This window comes from Acidaminobacterium chupaoyuni, from assembly GCF_047936785.1.
Lineage (GTDB): Bacteria > Bacillota > Clostridia > Oscillospirales > Butyricicoccaceae > Acidaminobacterium > Acidaminobacterium chupaoyuni.
Genome location: NZ_CP176394.1, coordinates 2,047,910 through 2,066,449 on the forward strand (window position 1 = coordinate 2,047,910; position 18,540 = coordinate 2,066,449).

Below are 18,540 nucleotides of genomic sequence, written 5' to 3' on the forward strand. Positions count from 1 at the left end.
GCGGCTTTGCCGCAGATTGGAAAGGAGAAATCTCTATGCTTCACACAACCGCAATTCAAGCAATTGAAAAAAACGAAGCGATTCTCAACGATCTTGCAAAGAAAATTTGGGAACATCCCGAAACTGCTTTTAATGAAGTAAAAGCCTGTGAATGGACAGCCGAAGTGCTGCGCGGGCAGGGCTTTGAGGTTGAGATCGGCGTATTCGGTCTTCCCACGGCCATTCGGGCCACCTGGGGCAGCGGTCACCCCGTCATTGGTTTTCTGGGCGAATATGATGCGCTGCCGGGCATGAGCCAAAAAGTAACCACCGTTAAAGACCCCATCAATGCCGGCGCCCCGGGCCAGGGCTGCGGCCATAACCTGCTGGGTGTTGCCTGTGTTGGCGGCGCGCTGGGCTTAAAAGCCGAACTGGAAGAAAAGAAACTGCCGGGCACTGTTGTTTTCTATGGCTGCCCCGCCGAAGAAGTTCTCACCGGCAAAGCCTTCATGGCGCGCAACGGCGCTTTCACCGATCTGGATGCCGCATTCTCATGGCATGGCTCCACCGAAAACGAAGTGACCACCGGCACCATGACCGGCCTCAACAGCGCGATCTTCCATTTCAGCGGTGTAACGGCCCATGCGGGCGGCGACCCTCACAACGGCCGCAGCGCGCTGGATGCCTGTGAACTGATGAGCGTTGGCGCGAACTATCTGCGCGAACATGTAACAAGCGACACCCGCATCCATTATGTTTATAAAGAATCCGGAACAGCCCCTAATATTGTTCCCGATAGAGCAAGCGTTTGGTATTATGTGCGCGCCATGAGCCGCGAAGCCATCGAAAGCACCTATGCCCGCTTGGTGAAATGCGCGGAAGGCGCCGCCCACATGACAGAAACCCAGCTGGAAATCGAATTTTTGGGCGGATGCTATAACACCCTCAACCCCGTGATGCTCACCAACATGACCCGCGAAGTTATGACCCAGATCGAGCTTCCTCACTGGACGGATGACGAAAAAGAATTCGCCGAGAAGCTCAACGAGCAAAGCCCCAACTTCGCCAGATGTGAAGAAGCCGGCCTGCTGAAAAACGGCTCGCTTTGCAGCGAAGTCTTGCCGGTTCAACATGCCGATGGCTACGGTTCCACCGATGTGGGCGATGTGCAGCATATCTGCCCCTGCGTGCAGGTGATGACAGCCACTTGTAACCGCGCGGCCCCCGGCCACAGCTGGCAGATCACGGCTTGCGCCGGTTCTTCCATCGGCCTGAAGGGCATGCTCTACGGTTCAAAAGTGATGGCCGCCGCTTCGATGAAGCTGGTGGAAAACCCCGAACTGCTGAAAGAAGCTCAGGAAGAATTCAAAAAGCAGATGAACGGAAAAGGCTATAACTGCCCCATTCCCAAAGAGATCCCCGTTCCTCAGCCTGCCGCAAAATAAGCAATTGCTTCCATAAAGAAACGCCGTTTTGCAAAAGGGCGCCATCAAAAACAATTTGATGGCGCCCTCGTTTTTTAAAGAATCTGGATGGCATCCATCACGCGATAAAACAGCAGTTCATGCACGCGGAACACCGTTTGAAAATCACCCGTAAAGGACACCGTGCGCTGGCTTAAGCGAACCACACCGGGAACCAGCGCCGCTGTATCCGCCATGTTGGAATCTTTAAAATCGATCTCCATCGTCAGCGGCTCGGTCAATTGCAAAGGCGCGATCTCCTCTTTGCGTGCAAGGCCTTTTTTCACACCGTCATAAATCATCTGGCGCGCCACAGTGGGATGAACGGAAAGCGCGGAAAACCGCGAATAGCCCTGCTTCACCACCACGGCTTCGCATTTTGGCACAAACGCGTGAACTTCTTCGGCCAGCGCCGCATCACCGATGCAGGCCACCAGCGGAATTTGATAATGCCCCGCCACCGCCGCGTTCACAACCGTTTCGGTATTCATGGTAACGCCGTTGAAACGCAGGTTATAGATTTTGCCGCCATTATAGCAATGATCGATCACACCCCCATGGGTCAGCCCCGCACCCGCATGGCCAAAAGAAAGATAGGCATCAAAGCTTTCATCGATCCCTTCCATCTGCAAGCTTTCACGCATAGCCCCGTTCAGCAGTTTTACGCGGGGGTCCAAATCTTCCAGAATCAGGTTTTCCATATCGCCGTGGCCGTCGCAAACCACAACTTCTTCATAGCCGCTGTCAAAACAAGCCCTCGCCGCGGCATTCACATCCTCAGCCAGCCGTTTGCGCCCGATGGAATAATCATGCGCCTTTCGCGAGCATTGCAAGTTGGTGACAACGCCTTCCATCCCTTCGATATCCGCCGAAATATACGCTCGTTTCATGGTGTTCCCTCCCGATTTTTGTTTGGTTGCCGCATCCTTTTTCGGCCGCATATGCCGCTTTTCGCTGCATTTTTTACCTGCCGCACAGCCACAGAATGCTTCCGGCAAAAGCCCTCTGCTTTCTATAAAAATTATAACACCATTTAGTTAAGCGCCGCAACTATTTTTTTGAAACTCAATATACCGATTTTGTTTAAATGGTTCCTATTCCTTTCCCCGATACTGCATTTCTGACAAACGCTTTTGTTCTGCCTGTGCCCTCTGTTTTTCTCTATCTCTTTTGCTTTTACGGACTTTGCCTCGCTGCGGCCCAAGCCGATGCAGCGCTGTTTTGGGCATAACAAAAGCCTGTTTTTCAACTTGAAAAACAGGCTTTTTCTGGAGGCGCCACCCAGAATCGAACTGGGGAATAAAGGTTTTGCAGACCTCTGCCTTACCGCTTGGCTATGGCGCCATATAAAGTTTGATGGGAATAGCAGGAACACATAGTGTTCCTGCTGCATCATTTTGGAGCGGATGACGAGGCTCGAACTCGCTACCTCCACCTTGGCAAGGTGGCGCTCTACCAGATGAGCTACATCCGCAAAATGGTGCCTCCGGCCGGAATCGAACCAGCGACACGGGGATTTTCAGTCCCCTGCTCTACCAACTGAGCTACAGAGGCAAATTGGCGACCGTGAACGGGCTCGAACCGTCGACCTCTAGCGTGACAGGCTAGCGTTCTAACCAACTGAACTACACGGCCATATGGTGGGAACAACAGGGCTCGAACCTGTGACCCTCTGCTTGTAAGGCAGATGCTCTCCCAGCTGAGCTATGCTCCCAAATGTCATAGCGACGAGATTTATTATAACCGATCTCGAAGCCTTTGTCAAGAGAATCTCTTTCTTTTTTTCAATCGCCGGGAACGAATGAAGAAAGGAAGCTCTCAAACTTGCTGAATGTCTTTCAGCGACGATGATTATTATATCGAAAAACGCCCTCGCTGTCAACACTTTTTCACAACTTTTTCGTCAAGGCGGGAGTTCTTTTCCCTCCCGCCTGTTTTGCTGTATCTCTGGGCTATTTTTCCTCTTGGCTGTTCTTTTTCTTCTCGGCTTTCCGGCGAAGATCCTTCAGCTGCATGGGGGTGAAAGCATAAACCGCATCGCAGAACTGGCATGTCACCTGCGCATCTTCGCCGCTTTCTTCCATATGCAGCAATTCTTCCGCGCCCATGCTGATAAGCGCGCTTTCCACTTTATGGCGCGAACATTTGCATTCATAGGCCACGGGCTGGGTTTCCAGAATTTCCACTTCAAAACCGGCCAGCGCTTCGCGCATCATCTCTTCCACGCTCATGCCTGCTTCGAGCATCGTTGTAACGCTGCGCAGCTTCTGCACAGAACTTTCCAGCCGATCGATCACGGCATCGGTGGCCCCGGGCATCAGCTGGATCAGATATCCGCCCGCCGCCTGCACGCTTTGATCGCGGCCCACCAGAACGCCCAGCGCGCAAACGGTGGGGATCTGTTCGCTTTCCACAAAATATGCCGCCAGGTCTTCCGCGATCTCGCCTGTGCGCATCTGCACCTTGCCGGCGAAAGGTTCGCGCGCCCCGATATCTTTGATGACCGTCAAAATGCCGTCGCTGCCGACGCCCGCGCCCACATCCAGCTTACCATCCGGCCGCAGAGGCAGCGCCACCGCGGGGTTTTGCAGATATCCGCGCATATTGCCGCTGCAATCGCCCACCGCCGTGATGGTTCCCAAGGGGCCGCCGCCGCGGATCTGGATGGTCACCGAACCATCCACGCTCTTAAGCATGTTGCCCATCATCGAAGCCGCTGCCAAGGTTCTGCCCAGCGCTGCCGTGGCCAGGGGCAGGGTGTTATGGATCTTTCTGGCCCGTTCCACCGCTTCGGTGCATTGCACAGCGCTGAATTTCACCATTCCGTCTTTTGTCATGCCGCGAATCAAACTGTCTGCCATGTGTTTCCTCCATCACTTTCTGAGAATGCTAAATTTTTTGCGCGATAAAAAATAACCGGGGGCTGTCGGGCCTGGCCTGCTGCAAGCGTGTTCCCGCGCAGACACGGCGCAGACGGAACCCGGCCTGCCTGAGCGCCTGTTCTATCTGCTCACGGCTGTAACAGCGCTGCAAATGAAACTCCGTTTTGCGTTCATAGCGCTCGCCTTCCACCCGATAAAACAGATCGACCTGATGCTCTGCCAAACAGCTCTTTCTATCATAACCATATTGCCAGCTGCAATACCAATCTTCCGTTTCTTCCACACAGCTGACCCCGGCCATGCTTTGAAAAGCAGCCTTGGTTTTCATATCAAACAGGAACAGACCGCCGGGATTCATGAACAGCGAAACCCTGGCAAACGCCTGTTTCAGGCTGCGCAGTTCCGTGAGATAATTGAGGCTGTCTAAGCAGCAGACTGCGGCATCCACCGTTCCATAAAGATCAAGAAGGCGCATATCCTGACAGAGGAACACCGGCGGGCAGCTCAAGCCTTCACATTTTTCGCGGGCGACGCTCAACATTTCGGGCGATAGATCCGCCGCGATCATTTCATAGCCCGCCTGTGCAAGGCATTTCGTCAAATTTCCCGTGCCGCAGGCAAGCTCCAACACCAGCTGCGGCGAAAGCTGATAAGTTTCAAAGGCTTTTTGGGCAAACGCCGCCCACTGTTCATATTCCACATCTGTGGTCAAAGCATCATAAACCTGTGCCAGCGATGTATACTGCGTCATTTTTCCAAACGCTCCAAAACCATTTCATAGCCGCCTTTGCCATAGCTCAGCGCGCGGTTGACGCGGCTGATGGTTGCCGTGCTTGCGCCGGTGGCTTCCACAATATCACTGTAAATAGAACCTTTTTTCAAAAGCTTTGCCACCATCAGGCGCTGCTGCATCGCCAAAAGCTCTGCCACCGTGCAAAGATCATCAAAAAAGGCATGACATTCTTCAACGCTTTTCAGTTTCAGAATCGCTTCAAAGAGTTCATCCATGCTTTCTTCTTTGGGTCTGATATGCATAATAATTTCCCCTTTTTCCAATTCTTTTTATCTCAACATTTTAAACCCATTAATAGTTATTCTATGGTATCACACCGCCGTTTTCTTGTAAAGCGTGAAGATTTTGATTTTTTGCTCCATCTAAAAAAAGAGCGCCAAAAGGCGCTCTTTTTGCTCTATTCTGCCCCGGGCTGCATCATTCCGGCCGGGATATCCCGCTCCACCTGGATCTTCCCCGTTCGGATCATGTTGACGAAGGTTTTGACGATCACGGGGTCGAATTGCGAGCCGCTGTTTTTTTCCAGTTCTCCGATGGCATATTCCACCGACAGCGATTTTTTATACGGCCTGAAAGAAATAATGGCATCGAAAACATCGCATACAGAAAGGATTCTGGCTTCGATGGGGATGTTTTCGCCCCGCAGGCCGCGGGGATATCCCGTTCCATCCATTCTTTCGTGGTGCCCCACGATGCCGGGGATCGCGTGGTTGGCCGAAGGAAGATGCTTGACGATGGCGATGGACATTTCCACATGGCGCTTCATGGTGTCGAATTCCTCATCCGATAATTTGCCGCTTTTGGAAAGGATGGATTCCGGCACGCCGATCTTGCCGATATCGTGCAAAAGCCCCGCCTGTCCGATCATTTTGGCATGCTGCTCATCCATGCCGAGCTCCCGTGCCAGCGCCTGAGCATAATGCGCCACTTTTTGTGAATGCCCGAAAGTATAGTGGTCTTTCGCGTCGATGGCCGCCGTCAGCGCATAAATGGTGGAAGTCAGGGCCAGTTCTTTATCTTCTTTGTCTTCCTGTATTTCTGAAGCCGGCGTATAGATCACCGTTTGGTTTTTGCCGCGCTGTTTGGCGTTATAAAGCGCGAAATTCGCGCGCTTGATCAGCTGATCTTTATCGGATGCATTCAGCGGATAAGTACAGATGCCGATGCTGACGGTCAAAAAACGATTGGTGGAATTTTCATAGCCCAAAAATTCCTTTTCCACCTGCTTGCGCACCCGCTCGGCAATGGTGAACGCATGGTTCGTATCCAGCCCCGGCAGCACCATCATAAATTGTTCGCCGCTGAAGCGGATGGCTTCGCCCTGATAATCCACCCGTTCTCTCAGAATGGCCGCCACCTTTTTCAAGGCGCTGTCGCCTTCGCTGTAGCCATACATATCGTTATAAAGCTTGAACATATCCAGATCAAGGGCCAGAATGCTCAGCGGCTTTTCGCCCAATGTGGGCAAAGTGTCATCCAGCATCTGGAAAAGATAGCGGTGGTTGCGCAGCCCTGTCAGATCGTCGGTAACGGCCTCTTCCTGCGCTTTGGTGTAAAGCTGGGCGTTTTCGATGGCGATGGCCGTGGAGGCCCCGAAAGAGGTCAGCAGTTCCAGATCATCCAGGGTATACGCCATATGATTGTTTTTGCCCGTCAAAAGCAAAATGCCGATCAGCATTCCTCTGCACCGAACAGGCGCAATAAGTTCCACTTCCAGATCTTTCAGCGCGCGCCGCTCGCTGTCCCACATGCTTTTGAACGCCGCGCTGAATTCCAGCTGCTCCTTTGTGATGCAGTGACCATCCTGCGTTAAAGAACGGATCAGCGGGCTGTCGGCGGCGATATGCAGATCCATATGGTTCAAGGTGGTGACCGGAGTATAGGTGGAATAACCGCCGTCATTATCTTTCAGCATCAGCGCCGCCCGCTGGGCGCCCATGGCGGCTTCCAGCAATTCCACCACCTGGCAGCCGATGCGGCTCAGATCCAGATTGTTCGAAACATTCAGCGTAAAATTATTCAGCGCCGTTCGTTTGTTATATTCAGAACGGTAAAACAAGCGGTTGGAAAGTTTTCGCGCCAGCGCAAAGAGCGGCTGGAATGTGATGGCGATGGCCAGCGCCGCAGCGATGACGAAATATTGGCCCAGTTCTTTGGAAAGCGAGCTGAAAAACGGCTGCGCGCTCATCACCACGATCACATAAAGCGTTGTGAGAAGCACCGCAAAAACAGAATAAACCATGCCGGTCGTCAGCATGAATTTCATTTCGAGCATTCTGTTTTTATAGATGGCCACGATGAACAAGATGCAAAGCAGCCAGGCCGCCAGAAGGTCGATGGGATATTTGCCCAGCGCGGGAACCAGATTGGCCATCAGCCCCAAAAAGGTGATGACGATGCCCACCATAATGGGACGCAAACGGTTATATGCCGCTTTTTTTCTTCTGAGGCATGTCCTGCTTTTATCGAAAAGCAGCAAAACGCTTGCAAACATCAGAACATAAGCCGCAACGGCCATGGGCCCCAAGGTATAACGGAATTCCACATTCTGAAAAATGCCCGTTTCATTGCTTCTTGTGATCAATTCCGCCTTGCTGACCACCAGCCCCATAAAATTGAAAGCAAGCCCCAGGCCCGTCATCGATCCCATCAGAAGGATTCCCGATAAACGAACGGTATCGGTGAAAACGCTGAGGAAAACATACATGCAAAACGGCGCGACGAATGTGCCGGCCAGCATCACTTTGTTCCAGAACAGCACACTGGGGTAACAGTTCAGCTTCATCAAAAGGGAACCGCCCACCCAAAGCAGCAGTGACAGCAGCAGCGGCTGGAACGCCTTGATGGCTTTATCTTTTTTCGAAATGGCAAAAAAGATCAGCAACAGCATATAGCTGCAAAAAGCGCCGATGGGAATTCCCCAAAAAAACAACCGATAGAGCATATCCTGTCACCCCCCTTTTTGCATTTCTATTTTTTATTCCCGCAGCATGCGGTTGATCTCGGCCACATCATAATGGGATGGATTCATTTTGCGGATCTTTTTGCCGCTTTCGGCTTCATACCGCTCAATGGTGCCCGTGGGCAGCATGGTAATCACCAGCGGGTCGATGCCCAGCATTTTTTTCAGATCCTGATAATCGCTGTCCACATAGCGGAAATAGATGCTCAGATGTTCTTGAATGATCTCTTTGGCCACCGCGCCGCGCGCAACGGCCGTTTCACTCATTTCCACATATAAATTCATGTAAGCGCGGTCTTCATAATCGAATTCTTTGACGGCGAACCAGTTGTGAATCTGCAGGTTCGAAATGCGGATGGTTTCGGCAATGGTGTTTTCGGTGATGCGGGTAAAGCCCGCAATATCGATCACCGTGGGGATGCGGTCTACATAGGCAAACTGCGGATATCCGATGCCATCCGCGGCATTTTTCAGGCGCACACAGCGAAAAACATCGCCCACGCGATAACGCACAAAAGCCCCGCCTTTAAAACTGGAAATGACGATCTCATAATTTTCACCCGCCACCAGTTCATTCATCAGATAGGTGTGCGGCTGATAAGAGGGATCTTCCAGGCTGCGAAGCATTTCCTGTTCGGGAATAAACTCATAAAAACAAATATCCGGGAACAGCACCATCCCGTCGCGGCTCCAAGTTTCCGTTCCGATGCAGGTGGGTTCCGTTCCGCCGAAAATTTCCATGGGGCGAACCCCCCAGTATTTTTCGATTTTCTTTTTGAAACAGCTGCTGTCTGTGCCGCCGCACATCAGGCCCTTGGGCGACCAGATATCTTTGGGCTGAAGCTCTACGCCTTCTTCTTTGCAGCGATGCATGGCCCGAATGATCTTCCAATTCATTTTCGGCGAATTCTTCATCAGCATCTTCAGCTTTCCGCCGCCGGTTCCGCCGCCGCCCTTCATCGTTTCGCCAAACATCTCGCTGATGCGCGCGATGACGCTGCTCATGCCGAAAAAGATATCGATGCCGTGCTGCATGCCCTGTTTCAGGCCTTCTTTATTGCGCTGCCCAAAGCTCATTTGAACCGCGTTGCTCACCGGCGGCATAAAATCCACCGTCAGCTGGCCTTGGAGCGCATAAGGAATAATGCCCGTAAAATAAGGCAGCGGCGCCATGCCGAACAAAAACTTGTCGCCTTTTCTCAAGCGGAAGCTGCCCCTTCTGTCGCTGGTGGCCAGCAGCATGCAGGATAAAATGGTTCCGCGATGGTTTTCCACCATACTTTGGGTGTAAGGCGCCAGTTTGATGGGGTTGCGGCCGCCTTCCCAGGTGGTCTCGATCCAGATCACGCTTTTTGCGGGCAGCGCCGATTCATCGCGCTTCAATAAAACATCCGCATAATCTTCATAACGCGTCAGCGGCACTTTGCGCCGGTATTCTTCCACCGAGCGAGGCTCCTCGCCGCCAAAAAAGCGCTGGCCCAAACGGCAGCCCGCATAAAGATGGATCTGCTCCATCATCAGGCGGTTCTGTATCTCCATATATTCTTCCATGGAAAGGTCTAAGAAACCGCAGTATTCCTGCCAGATCTCTTTATACATTTTCCGTTGTAATTTTTCATCCAGCGTCACGGTATCCCACCTGTCTTATCCTAAAGTTTTAAGGCATCTGTGAAAAGAAGCAGCCGTAGGAATTAAAAACGGAGTCGTTTGCTGATATTGCCCATAGCCCTCCAGCGTTTTGGGGAACAGCCAGCGATCCTGCACCCATACATGCAAAACATCCATCGCCGTCCACAAAAACATCGCCACAAGCATGGTGACCCGCCCGCAGGCAAGCCAGAGAAAGAAATACATCAGTGCGAAAAACAATACCCCCGGATGACGGCATAAGGCATACAGCCCCACATCCACCACCTGGTTCGTTTCTGCCTTCACATAAGTTTTTGAAAACGGCAGCGCGAAAAACAAAGCGCCCGTCATCATCAAAAAGGCGGCGCCGCCCGGCAGCAGCCATCCCCATTGTTTCAGCATGAAACCGTTTTGGAATAAAACGCCCATGGTGCAGACAAAAATGCCGCCATAGCCCAAGGCGAAAAACAGCCCTGTTTTTCCGCCGCTTCGGCGCATTTTCAGCAAATCGAAAACATATAGCGGCAAAAATGCCGCGCATCCGCCGATCACCCAGATCATTTCTTCGCCATAAAACCGATGCCCGTGTTTTTAGGGCCGGTGTTGGTGGTGATGGTGGGGCCGGAATAAAAAATGCCCACGGGCGGTTTCCCCGCGATCAATTCGGCCTGCTGGGCAAGTTCCTGCGCCATTTCGGGCATTGTGCCCTGCAAGATCACATAATCGGTGTCTTCCATCTTGCGGTTACGGAACATTTCGCTCACCGCTTTCACCACGGCGTGGTTGCCGCGCACTTTGCGCACCATTTCAAAACTGCCGTTGATGTTCTGGATCAGCGGGCGCATCCCCAAAGTATCCCCGATGATCGACGCGGCGTGGCTGATGCGGCCGGATTTTGAAATATATTCCAAAGAGAACACCGTGAAATAAGTTTCCAGATGCTCGATCCAATCGGTTGCGGCGAAAAGGATCTCTTCCAGTGAAGCGCCTTCGCGCTGTTTCTGCGCGGCGCGAATGGCGGCGTAGCCATAAGAAATCGAATAATTTTTCGAATCGATCACATAAATATCGAAAGCGCGGCTGCCGTCGCATTCCTCATAAAAATCGCGGCGCGCCCGAATGGCATTTTGATAAATCGAAGACCCTACCGAAGTCATGGTAATGCAGATCACCGCTTCTTTTCCGCTTTGATAAGCATTTTCAAAGCGTTTTTGAAATTCATAAGAAGTGATTTGCGAAGTTTGGGGCAAGGAAGAAGCATGCGCCAGAATATCATAATATTCCACCGGGGTAAACGAAACGCTTTCTTCATATTCCACGCCGTCAACCACCACATGGATCGGCACGATCTCTATGCCAAGCTCCTGCGCCATCTCTTTCGGGATGTCACAGTTGGAATCGGTAATGATCTGAATATCTGTCATTCTTCTGCCCCCATTTTCTTCATAATTCAACGAATGATTCAAGTATATCCGTCTGTTGAAGTTGTGTCAAGAGCTTTGCACTTCATAGGGTTTATGGCATTTTTGCCTGATTTTCGCCTCTTTTGAATTTCCGTTTTTTGTTTTATTTTAAAAAGAGCATTATTTTTATGGAGTTTTAGAAATGAACAAGGAATCTTTTCGCCTTTTTCTGCATTCTTTTGGAATTTTATAATGATTTTTCCGTATTTTTCCGATTCGGTTTCAAATTCACAAAAAATTGCTTGTAATGCCTGATTTTTGTGACTTATAAGCAAATCTGACAAATTTTATGCATTATTTTCTCTGTTTCCAAAAAGCATTCGGGCACCTAAAAAACGGGTGCCCGAATGCTTTTTGCTTTTCTTTAAACTTCCAAATGTCCCCATTCTTTCAGATATTGTTCTTTGGTCATGGGCGCGTGGAAATTCCGTTTTACCGACAGCCCTTTTTCGGCGCCGTTGGCCAGCAGATCGATGGCGGAACAAAGCAGCATTTTTGTTGCCTTGATATAGGCCATATCTTTATTTTCGATCTCATAATTCTGGCTGTGAGGCACGCCGGCCGCGCCGCCGATGGTGCAGTGGACCACCGGGATCAGATGAGCCACATCGTTTGCCTCTGTGGTGTAACCCACGCCGGGAACCACTTTATCGGCCCCATAAACTTCCGCGAGGTTTTCTTCGACGATGGCTTTCATCTCGGGCGCTTCATAAGGATGCATATAGCCGGGCAGATTATAAATATTCACCTTTGCCCCCACAGCGTCGGCGCCGGCTTTCAGCGCGCGATCGACTTTCATGCTGGCATCCAAAACGGCAGGCATATTGTTCGCGCGGCAGAAGGTTTCAATGCGCACATCCGCCGGCACAACATTCACCAGATCGCCGCCCTTGGTGATGATGGGATGCACGCGAACCATATCTTTATCCTGGAAGGTTTCGCGCTGGGCATCAATGGCCATCAGGCCGATCTTGGCCGCGTTCAGAGCGTTGATCCCCTTATGGGGTTCCCCGCCGGCGTGAGCCTCTTTGCCGATATAGTGGATGATCTTGGCCACATAACCCATCCCCACGCCGCCGCCCGCGGCGACCTTGTCGCTGGTATCCGTATGCTGCATCAGCATCATATCGATATCATCGAAAACACCCAGTTTGATGAATTCCTGCTTGCCGCCGATGAAAGAAAGCTTGCCCTGTTCCATCAGGCCGTGGCGATATTCCAGCTCGACGCCTTCTTCGGCCGGCACAGCCATCAGCACGATATCGCCCGAAAGTTCCTGCATGATGCCGCTGTCTTTCAGCGCCATGGCGGCGCCCATCAGCGTTGCGATCTGCACATGGTGGCCGCAGGAATGCGCGGCGCCTGTAACAGGATCGGCGCAGCGGTGGCCCGGCGCCACGATGGCATCCAGTTCGCCCATCAGCGCCAAACGGATCTTGGATTCTTTGCCCTTCAGCGGGGCGATCACGCCTGTGATGGCTACGCCATCCTGATGCTCATACCCCAGCTCATCAAAGATCTTCTTCACTTTTTCCGCTGTTTTAAATTCTTTAAAGCCCAGTTCCGGTTCATGGAAAATCGATTCACCCACAGCGATGATCTTTTCCGCGTTGCGGTCCACCGCTTCGCAGGCGCGTTTTTTCAATTCCTGAATATCCATTTTTACGTTCCTTCCGTTCTTTTTTGATAGTTTAGAAACTGTTCTATTTTTATAGTATCAGTTTTCGGCTTCAATTACAATTCCTGCGGCGGCGATTTTTACCGCGGTCGCGCCGATAAAATAAAAAGATCCCCAGTTCTCACGCCATGGCGATCAAAACTGCGAGATCTTTTTTCACGATTTAACGGTTTTTACAAAGCTGTTTATTCTGCCGTTTCAAACAGATAAGAGGTCATCGACATCGAACCCAGCTCACGATATTCGTTCCACACCGTCACTTTATCTTGTGCCGAAGCGGCGCCAAGCGCCGTGAGAAGCGGATAATAATGTTCCGTGGTGGGAACCGCGTTCCGGGCATCCGGCAGCGCCTGAAAATGAACGGCGGTCTGAAAATCGCCCGCGACGATGGCATCGCGTATGGATGCGTCGAACCGATTCGCCCATTCATAGCCATGATCCATCTTCCAGCTCACCCGCCCCAGGTGGTGCACCACATTGCCGCTGGCAAAAATCATCGCGCCTTCTTCCCGCAGGGCCGAAAGCTTTTTGCCCAGTTCAAACTGCGCGGTTTCATCCGCGGAAAGATCCGTGCTCACCATGACCACCGGGATATCCGCTTGGGGATACAGATTGGAAAGCACCGACCACACGCCATGGTCGATCCCCCAATCGTTGTTCACTGCGGCGCGGCCTTCGCAAACCGCCAGCACGCGATCTGCATATTCTTCCGAGCCCGCCGGTTCGTAATGCACCCGATAAAGTTCCTCGGGAAAGCCATACATATCATTGATCTGGGGGTTGTGATCGCTGCGGCGCACAAAAAGGCCTTTTGTCGCCCAATGTGCCGACACCGCGATGATGACCTTTGGTCTGCCGATGACAAGGCCCATCTTCTGCCACCCTGTTCTGGCGCGATTGTTCCCGATGGCGTTCATAGGCGAACCGTGACCGGCAAAAACCACCGGCATTCTTTTAATCCCATCCATATCCGACCCTCCGTTTAAATCATTTTGATGCTCTGATTATAAACCCCGCGCCGGGATATTGCAAAATTTAAAAACAGAAAATCGGTTTTGCTCCTCTGCTCAGCGATAAACGATTCCCCACGGGTTTTCTGTGGAAAGATCGGGCTTTTTGTCGTTGTTCCATGCGCAATATGCTTCAGAATAACGGCCGCTGAAAAACATAGGCAGATATTCTTTGAAATTGGGCGCAAGCTTCCGGTTTTCAAGTTCCCCTGTCTTCAGCCAAAAAACTTTGCCTTCTTCCGTTTCCGAAAGCATCTCGCCGGAATAATCGGTGGTTTTATAAAAGTATGTAAAATATTTATCTTCCGTCCGGTCATTGAACCAATAGATGAAGCCGCAAGGTTCCAGGTTTGCAATATCCAGGCCGGTTTCTTCTTTGATCTCGCGAATGGCGCTGTCATAAATACTCTCGCCATTTTCGGCATGACCGCCAGGAAAAGAAATGCCGCACCAGCTTTTGATTCGATCCTGCACGATCACCTCGCCCGTATCGGGGTTTTGTATCATCACCATATTGGTGATTTCAAGCTTTGGCATCGATCCGCACCTTCTCTCAAATATTATGATTGATTATATCACATTGATCTTTATTGGAAAAGAAACGGGCAGACCAAACGGTAAAAAAGGTAAAAGGTTCTCCCTGTGCAGAAGCCTTGCTCCTTTGGGAAATTTTTATCGTTCCGCCTCTATTGCAGGATGAATTTTTCCGTCCATGGAAACAGCGTCTGGTTTCGATCCAGCTTTTCGATGGCTTTCTTTTCTTCCGCAGAGAGAGAAAAATCAAAAATATCCATGTTCTCGCTCAGTCGTTCTTCTTTTGCAGATTTGGGAATCACGGAGATCTTTCGCTCGGTCAGGGCGCGAAGCACCACCTGGGCGGCTGTTTTCCCGTGCCTTTTCCCGATTTCTTTCAAAACAGGGTGGTTGAACAGTTCTTCTTTTCCCTGCGCCAAAGGCGACCATGCCTGAACCCTCACGCCTTCTTTTTCCAGCTTTGCCTGCCAATCCTTCTTTTGAAAATATGGATGCACTTCCAGCTGATTCACCGCGGGCGTTACAGAAACCTTGCCGATTAAATCATCATACCATGCTTCATTATAATTGGAAATGCCGATTGCTCTGGCTTTGCCCGTCTTCAGCGCTTCCTCCATCGCCCGATACATTTCCGGGCCTTCCCGATAGGGTTCATGCAGCAACAGCAGGTCAACATATTCTGTGCCCAGGCGTTTCAGCGAGCTGTCAATGGCCTCTTTTGCCTTTTCATAGCTGTTGCTGATTCGGTAAATTTTTGTTGTGAGAAAAAGAGAGCTGCGGGCGGCGCCGCTTTTTTGCATGCCGCGGCCGACCTCTTCTTCATTGCCATACATCTGTGCGGTATCGAGAAGCGTATAGCCCATGCCGATGGCGCCGGCCACGACATCCCGGCATCCGTCGCCTTGCAGGCCATAGGTGCCAAGACCGACCAAAGGCATCTGCACGCCGTTATTGAGCAAAACAGTTTCCATCTTAAAGGCTCTCCTTAAAAATTTTGCGAATTTCAGCGGGATCAAGCTTTTTATATCCGCCCGGCAGAATGATGGTGGCCTTCACCAGATCATCCAGAAGATCTTCCGATACGCCCAGCTCGGTGAGGTTCATCACCACGCCGATCCGCTTCATCCAGCTTTCCATGGCGCGAAGCCCTTCTTCAGCCACCTGCTTTTCTGTTTTGCCCTGCGGGTCGATCCGCCACACATTCTCAGCGAATTTTTTAAATTTGGAAAGGCCATAAGGCATCACATGGCGATAATAGGGCAGCGAGACCGCCGCGAGGGTCATGCCGTGCGTTGCATCTGTGCAGGCGCTCACCGCCTGCCCCAGCATATGCACCATCCAATCGCCCGATTTGCCTTTGGCAACAAGGGTATTCAGCGCCCATGTGGCCGCCCACATGATGTTGCTTCTGGCTTCATAATTCTGTGGGTCATCTGCGGCGATCAGGCTGGAATGCACCAGAGAGCGCATGAGCCCTTCGCTGATATAATCGGATGTATTGTCATCCTCCCCGGAAAAATATTGCTCGCAGATGTGGTTCATGATGTCATAAATGCCCGCGACCATCTGAACTTTCGGCAGTGACATGGTATATCTGGGGTTCAGAATAGAAAACTTCGGCATGATCCGTTCATCCGCGAACACATGGCCGATTTTCAGTTTTGCCTCATGGTTCGTGATCACACAGCCCGCGTTCATCTCGGAACCTGTTCCCACCATGGTCAAAACGCAGCCCACCGGCACATTCGCGCATTCCGGCTCTTCGAAACGGATAAAATACTTTTCCCACGGGTCTTCTTCGCAATAGACCGAAACCGACACCGCCTTGGCATAATCACAGCAGGAACCGCCGCCCACCGCCAAAAGCAGATCTGCGTGATGTTCCCTTGCGATTTTAATGCCCTCATACAGTTTTTCCAGCGTGGGGTTGGGCATCACACCGGCGATCTCGGCAATATTTTTGCCGCATTTTTTCAAGATCGCCGCAACTTCATCATAAATTCCGTTTTTGCGGATGGAGCCGCCCCCATAGATCAAAACAACATTTTTTCCATAACGGTTCAACTCAGCTTCCAAAGACCCCATAGCCTCTTCTCCGAAATAAAGCTTTGTGGGGTTGCAATATGAAAAATTACCCAGCATGTTTTTTCCTCCTTCAATTTGATAATAGAACTTCCACCGAACCGCTTCCCAGCGCTTTCGCAAACTCTTCCGGGCGATCCGCTTCACCAATTTTTACATAGCTGTAGACCGTTGAGAAGGTGTCATAGAACAAGACGATGCGATCATCCCCATAACACATCACATCCCCCGCGTGAATGGTTCCCGGGCAAACGGAGGGTTCTTTTCGAATGGGGCGGGAAAGCGCGGTCACTTTTTCGTTTCCGTTAAAATCTTTCATGGTCAGCGTCAGCGGAAGCATGGACCGCAGCGCTTCCGCCGTTTCGTTTTCTTCCAGCTTCACCTGATATTCCTCTGCGCCGATCGTGATGGTCATGCTTTTTTTCTCTGTTGTTTCCGGCTGCTGTGCATCGCCTGTTTCCCTTTCCGCGCTTTGCTTCTTTCCATGGCCTGCCGCTTCGGCAGATCCTGCGCCGTGTTTCCCCGGCAGCTCGCCGGCTGGCTTTGCCGCTTTCTGCATGGCGCAGCCTGTCAGAAGCATTGCGAAAGCAAGCCATAAAGCAATGTCTTTCCCCATTTTCCTATCCGTTCGAGCTTTTCGCATATTCTTCATCGGTAACAGGTTCAAGCCATTCGTTAAAACAATCTTTGCCCGGCACCTCGACGGCAAGATGGCTGAACCAGCGATCCGCCGCCGCGCCGTGCCAATGCTTCACGCCGGGCTGGATATGGATGCAATCGCCCGGGTTCATCTTCACCGCAGGTCTGCCCCACTGCTGATAAAAGCCGCTCCCCGCCACGCAGATCAAAATCTGGCCGCCGCCCTGGGCGGCATGGTGAACATGCCAGTTGTTGCGGCATCCCGGTTCAAATGTCACATTGAAAACCCCCACCTGCTCCTGAGAGATCGGCGCGAGATAGCTTTTGCCGGAAAAATATGCCGCATAGGCATCATTCGGCGCGCCGATGGGAAACAACATGGATTCCGCATGGGCTTTTTTCTGAAGGTCTTCTTCGCTGTCTAGTTTTTCTTCCCAAATTTCCTTTGCAAGGTTGAAAACAGCCCATCCTTTCGGCCACCCCACATAAAAAGCGATATGCGTGATAATGGCCGCGATTTCTTTTTGTGAAACACCGTGATTTTTCGCATTCAGCAGGTGATATTTCAGCGATGAATCGGTGATGCCCGAAGACATCAGCGCCGCCACGGTAAGAATGCTTCTGGTCTTCAGGTCGATACCGGTGTCGTTCCAATTTTCGCCGAAAAGCACATCATCGTTATAATGCGCGAATTGCGGCGCAAACGCGCCAAGGATATCTCTGCCCGCCGTCTGTATGATTTCAGCCATTTCGATTTTTCCCCTTTTCCTTGCCAATTTGTGTGTTCTCTGCTATGCTGTATAGTATAAATGCTAAACCTGACTTTAGGTCAAGCCTAAATCGTAAATATTTTTAAAGGGGCGAACTTCATGTATACCATCGGCCAGATTTCCCGGATGTTTGATCTTCCCATTTCCACACTTCGCTATTATGACAAGGAAGGGCTGTTTCCGGGCATGGCAAGAACCTCCGGAATCCGCGATTTTTCCGAGCGCGAAGTGGATGCCCTGCGCATCATCGAATGTCTGAAAAAAACCGGCATGGCCATCTCTGATATCAAAACCTTCATGCAGTGGTGTGTGGAAGGGCCCTCCACCTATCCGCAAAGGAAGCAAATGTTTGAAGAAAGAAAACAGGTGCTCGAGGAAGAAATGAAAACTCTGGAACAGAACATGGCGCTCATCCGGTTCAAATGCTGGTATTATGAGCAGGCCCTGAAAGATGGGAACGAAGATCGGGTGCTAAGCATGCTTCCCGACAGTCTCCCCGCCGAGATCCAAAAGCTTTATGATCTGGCACATCCGGTGAAAGGCTGAGTTTCGTTGGATGCGCAGCTTTGGCTGAAATTTCTGCAAACCGCCGATCAAAACAGTTTAGCCTTTCCCGGCAGCCGGGCAACCCGCTCCGCCACAATCATTTAGTTCCG

At 51.3% G+C, this 18,540-nt stretch carries 18 protein-coding genes and 5 tRNA genes; 2 read left to right on the forward strand and 21 right to left on the reverse strand.

All coding sequences use genetic code 11. The features are described from left to right. The first annotated feature begins 35 nt into the window (after window positions 1-35). Window positions 36-1,424, forward strand: a complete 1,389-nt coding sequence (locus ACJA3I_RS09835; protein WP_458862426.1) for an amidohydrolase — start codon at window positions 36-38, stop codon at window positions 1,422-1,424. 74 nt (window positions 1,425-1,498) lie between these two features. Here the strand turns inward: ACJA3I_RS09835 and ACJA3I_RS09840 are convergent, their stop codons facing one another. The 21 genes from ACJA3I_RS09840 to ACJA3I_RS09940 form a co-directional block, all read right to left on the reverse strand. Continuing rightward, window positions 1,499-2,332: a M55 family metallopeptidase gene (locus ACJA3I_RS09840; RefSeq protein ID WP_458862427.1), complete on the reverse strand. Its 834-nt coding sequence runs from the start codon at window positions 2,330-2,332 to the stop codon at window positions 1,499-1,501. 379 nt (window positions 2,333-2,711) lie between these two features. Further along, window positions 2,712-2,786: transfer RNA gene (locus ACJA3I_RS09845), tRNA-Cys, on the reverse strand. A 54-nt stretch (window positions 2,787-2,840) separates the two neighbouring features. Continuing rightward, a tRNA-Gly gene (locus tag ACJA3I_RS09850) sits at window positions 2,841-2,916 on the reverse strand. Between the two features lie 4 nt (window positions 2,917-2,920). Further along, window positions 2,921-2,996: transfer RNA gene (locus ACJA3I_RS09855), tRNA-Phe, on the reverse strand. Window positions 2,997-3,000: 4 nt separating this feature from the next. After that, a tRNA-Asp gene (locus ACJA3I_RS09860) sits at window positions 3,001-3,077 on the reverse strand. A 3-nt stretch (window positions 3,078-3,080) separates the two neighbouring features. Further along, window positions 3,081-3,156 (reverse strand) — tRNA-Val (locus tag ACJA3I_RS09865). 238 nt (window positions 3,157-3,394) lie between these two features. Beyond that, window positions 3,395-4,303, reverse strand: a complete 909-nt coding sequence (gene hslO / locus ACJA3I_RS09870) for an Hsp33 family molecular chaperone HslO (RefSeq protein ID WP_458862428.1) — start codon at window positions 4,301-4,303, stop codon at window positions 3,395-3,397. Between the two features lie 28 nt (window positions 4,304-4,331). Then, the gene (locus ACJA3I_RS09875) at window positions 4,332-5,075 is read right to left on the reverse strand and encodes a class I SAM-dependent DNA methyltransferase (RefSeq protein ID WP_458862429.1); all 744 of its coding nucleotides are present in this window, start codon (window positions 5,073-5,075) and stop codon (window positions 4,332-4,334) included. Further along, a complete protein-coding gene (locus ACJA3I_RS09880) occupies window positions 5,072-5,359 on the reverse strand; it encodes a YerC/YecD family TrpR-related protein (protein ID WP_458862430.1) in 288 nt (95 codons plus the stop codon). Before ACJA3I_RS09880 ends, ACJA3I_RS09875 begins: the two co-directional genes overlap by 4 nt. 155 nt (window positions 5,360-5,514) lie before the next feature. Beyond that, window positions 5,515-8,061 carry an HD domain-containing phosphohydrolase gene (locus tag ACJA3I_RS09885; protein WP_458862431.1) on the reverse strand — a complete coding sequence of 849 codons (2,547 nt, stop codon included), beginning with the start codon at window positions 8,059-8,061 and terminating at the stop codon, window positions 5,515-5,517. 33 nt (window positions 8,062-8,094) lie between these two features. Beyond that, window positions 8,095-9,708: a GH3 family acyl-acid amido synthetase gene (locus ACJA3I_RS09890; RefSeq protein ID WP_458862432.1), complete on the reverse strand. Its 1,614-nt coding sequence runs from the start codon at window positions 9,706-9,708 to the stop codon at window positions 8,095-8,097. Window positions 9,709-9,723: 15 nt separating this feature from the next. Then, window positions 9,724-10,269, reverse strand: a complete 546-nt coding sequence (locus ACJA3I_RS09895; protein WP_458862433.1) for a methyltransferase family protein — start codon at window positions 10,267-10,269, stop codon at window positions 9,724-9,726. Continuing rightward, entirely contained in the window at window positions 10,266-11,132 is an 867-nt protein-coding gene (locus ACJA3I_RS09900) for a DegV family protein (protein WP_458862434.1), read from the reverse strand. Before ACJA3I_RS09900 ends, ACJA3I_RS09895 begins: the two co-directional genes overlap by 4 nt. Window positions 11,133-11,170: 38 nt before the next feature. Next, window positions 11,171-11,455, reverse strand: coding sequence for a hypothetical protein (locus ACJA3I_RS09905; RefSeq protein ID WP_458862435.1), 285 nt, complete (start codon window positions 11,453-11,455; stop codon window positions 11,171-11,173). A gap of 80 nt (window positions 11,456-11,535) precedes the next feature. Beyond that, window positions 11,536-12,831, reverse strand: a complete 1,296-nt coding sequence (locus ACJA3I_RS09910) for an amidohydrolase (protein ID WP_458862436.1) — start codon at window positions 12,829-12,831, stop codon at window positions 11,536-11,538. A gap of 203 nt (window positions 12,832-13,034) precedes the next feature. Beyond that, the gene (locus ACJA3I_RS09915) at window positions 13,035-13,817 is read right to left on the reverse strand and encodes a dioxygenase family protein (RefSeq protein WP_458862437.1); all 783 of its coding nucleotides are present in this window, start codon (window positions 13,815-13,817) and stop codon (window positions 13,035-13,037) included. Window positions 13,818-13,916: 99 nt separating this feature from the next. Then, window positions 13,917-14,396 (reverse strand): NUDIX domain-containing protein, encoded by a 480-nt coding sequence (locus tag ACJA3I_RS09920; protein ID WP_458862438.1) that lies wholly within the window; start codon window positions 14,394-14,396, stop codon window positions 13,917-13,919. 149 nt (window positions 14,397-14,545) lie between these two features. After that, window positions 14,546-15,364, reverse strand: coding sequence for an aldo/keto reductase (locus ACJA3I_RS09925; RefSeq protein ID WP_458862439.1), 819 nt, complete (start codon window positions 15,362-15,364; stop codon window positions 14,546-14,548). Between the two features lies 1 nt (window position 15,365). Further along, window positions 15,366-16,535, reverse strand: a complete 1,170-nt coding sequence (locus ACJA3I_RS09930; protein ID WP_458862440.1) for an iron-containing alcohol dehydrogenase — start codon at window positions 16,533-16,535, stop codon at window positions 15,366-15,368. 13 nt (window positions 16,536-16,548) lie between these two features. Then, a complete protein-coding gene (locus ACJA3I_RS09935) occupies window positions 16,549-17,091 on the reverse strand; it encodes a cyclophilin-like fold protein (protein ID WP_458862441.1) in 543 nt (180 codons plus the stop codon). 4 nt (window positions 17,092-17,095) lie between these two features. Then, the gene (locus ACJA3I_RS09940) at window positions 17,096-17,863 is read right to left on the reverse strand and encodes a carboxymuconolactone decarboxylase family protein (protein WP_458862442.1); all 768 of its coding nucleotides are present in this window, start codon (window positions 17,861-17,863) and stop codon (window positions 17,096-17,098) included. A 120-nt stretch (window positions 17,864-17,983) separates the two neighbouring features. Between ACJA3I_RS09940 and ACJA3I_RS09945 the strand changes: the two genes are divergently transcribed. Further along, window positions 17,984-18,430, forward strand: a complete 447-nt coding sequence (locus ACJA3I_RS09945) for a MerR family transcriptional regulator (protein ID WP_458862443.1) — start codon at window positions 17,984-17,986, stop codon at window positions 18,428-18,430. Window positions 18,431-18,540: the final 110 nt, after the last annotated feature.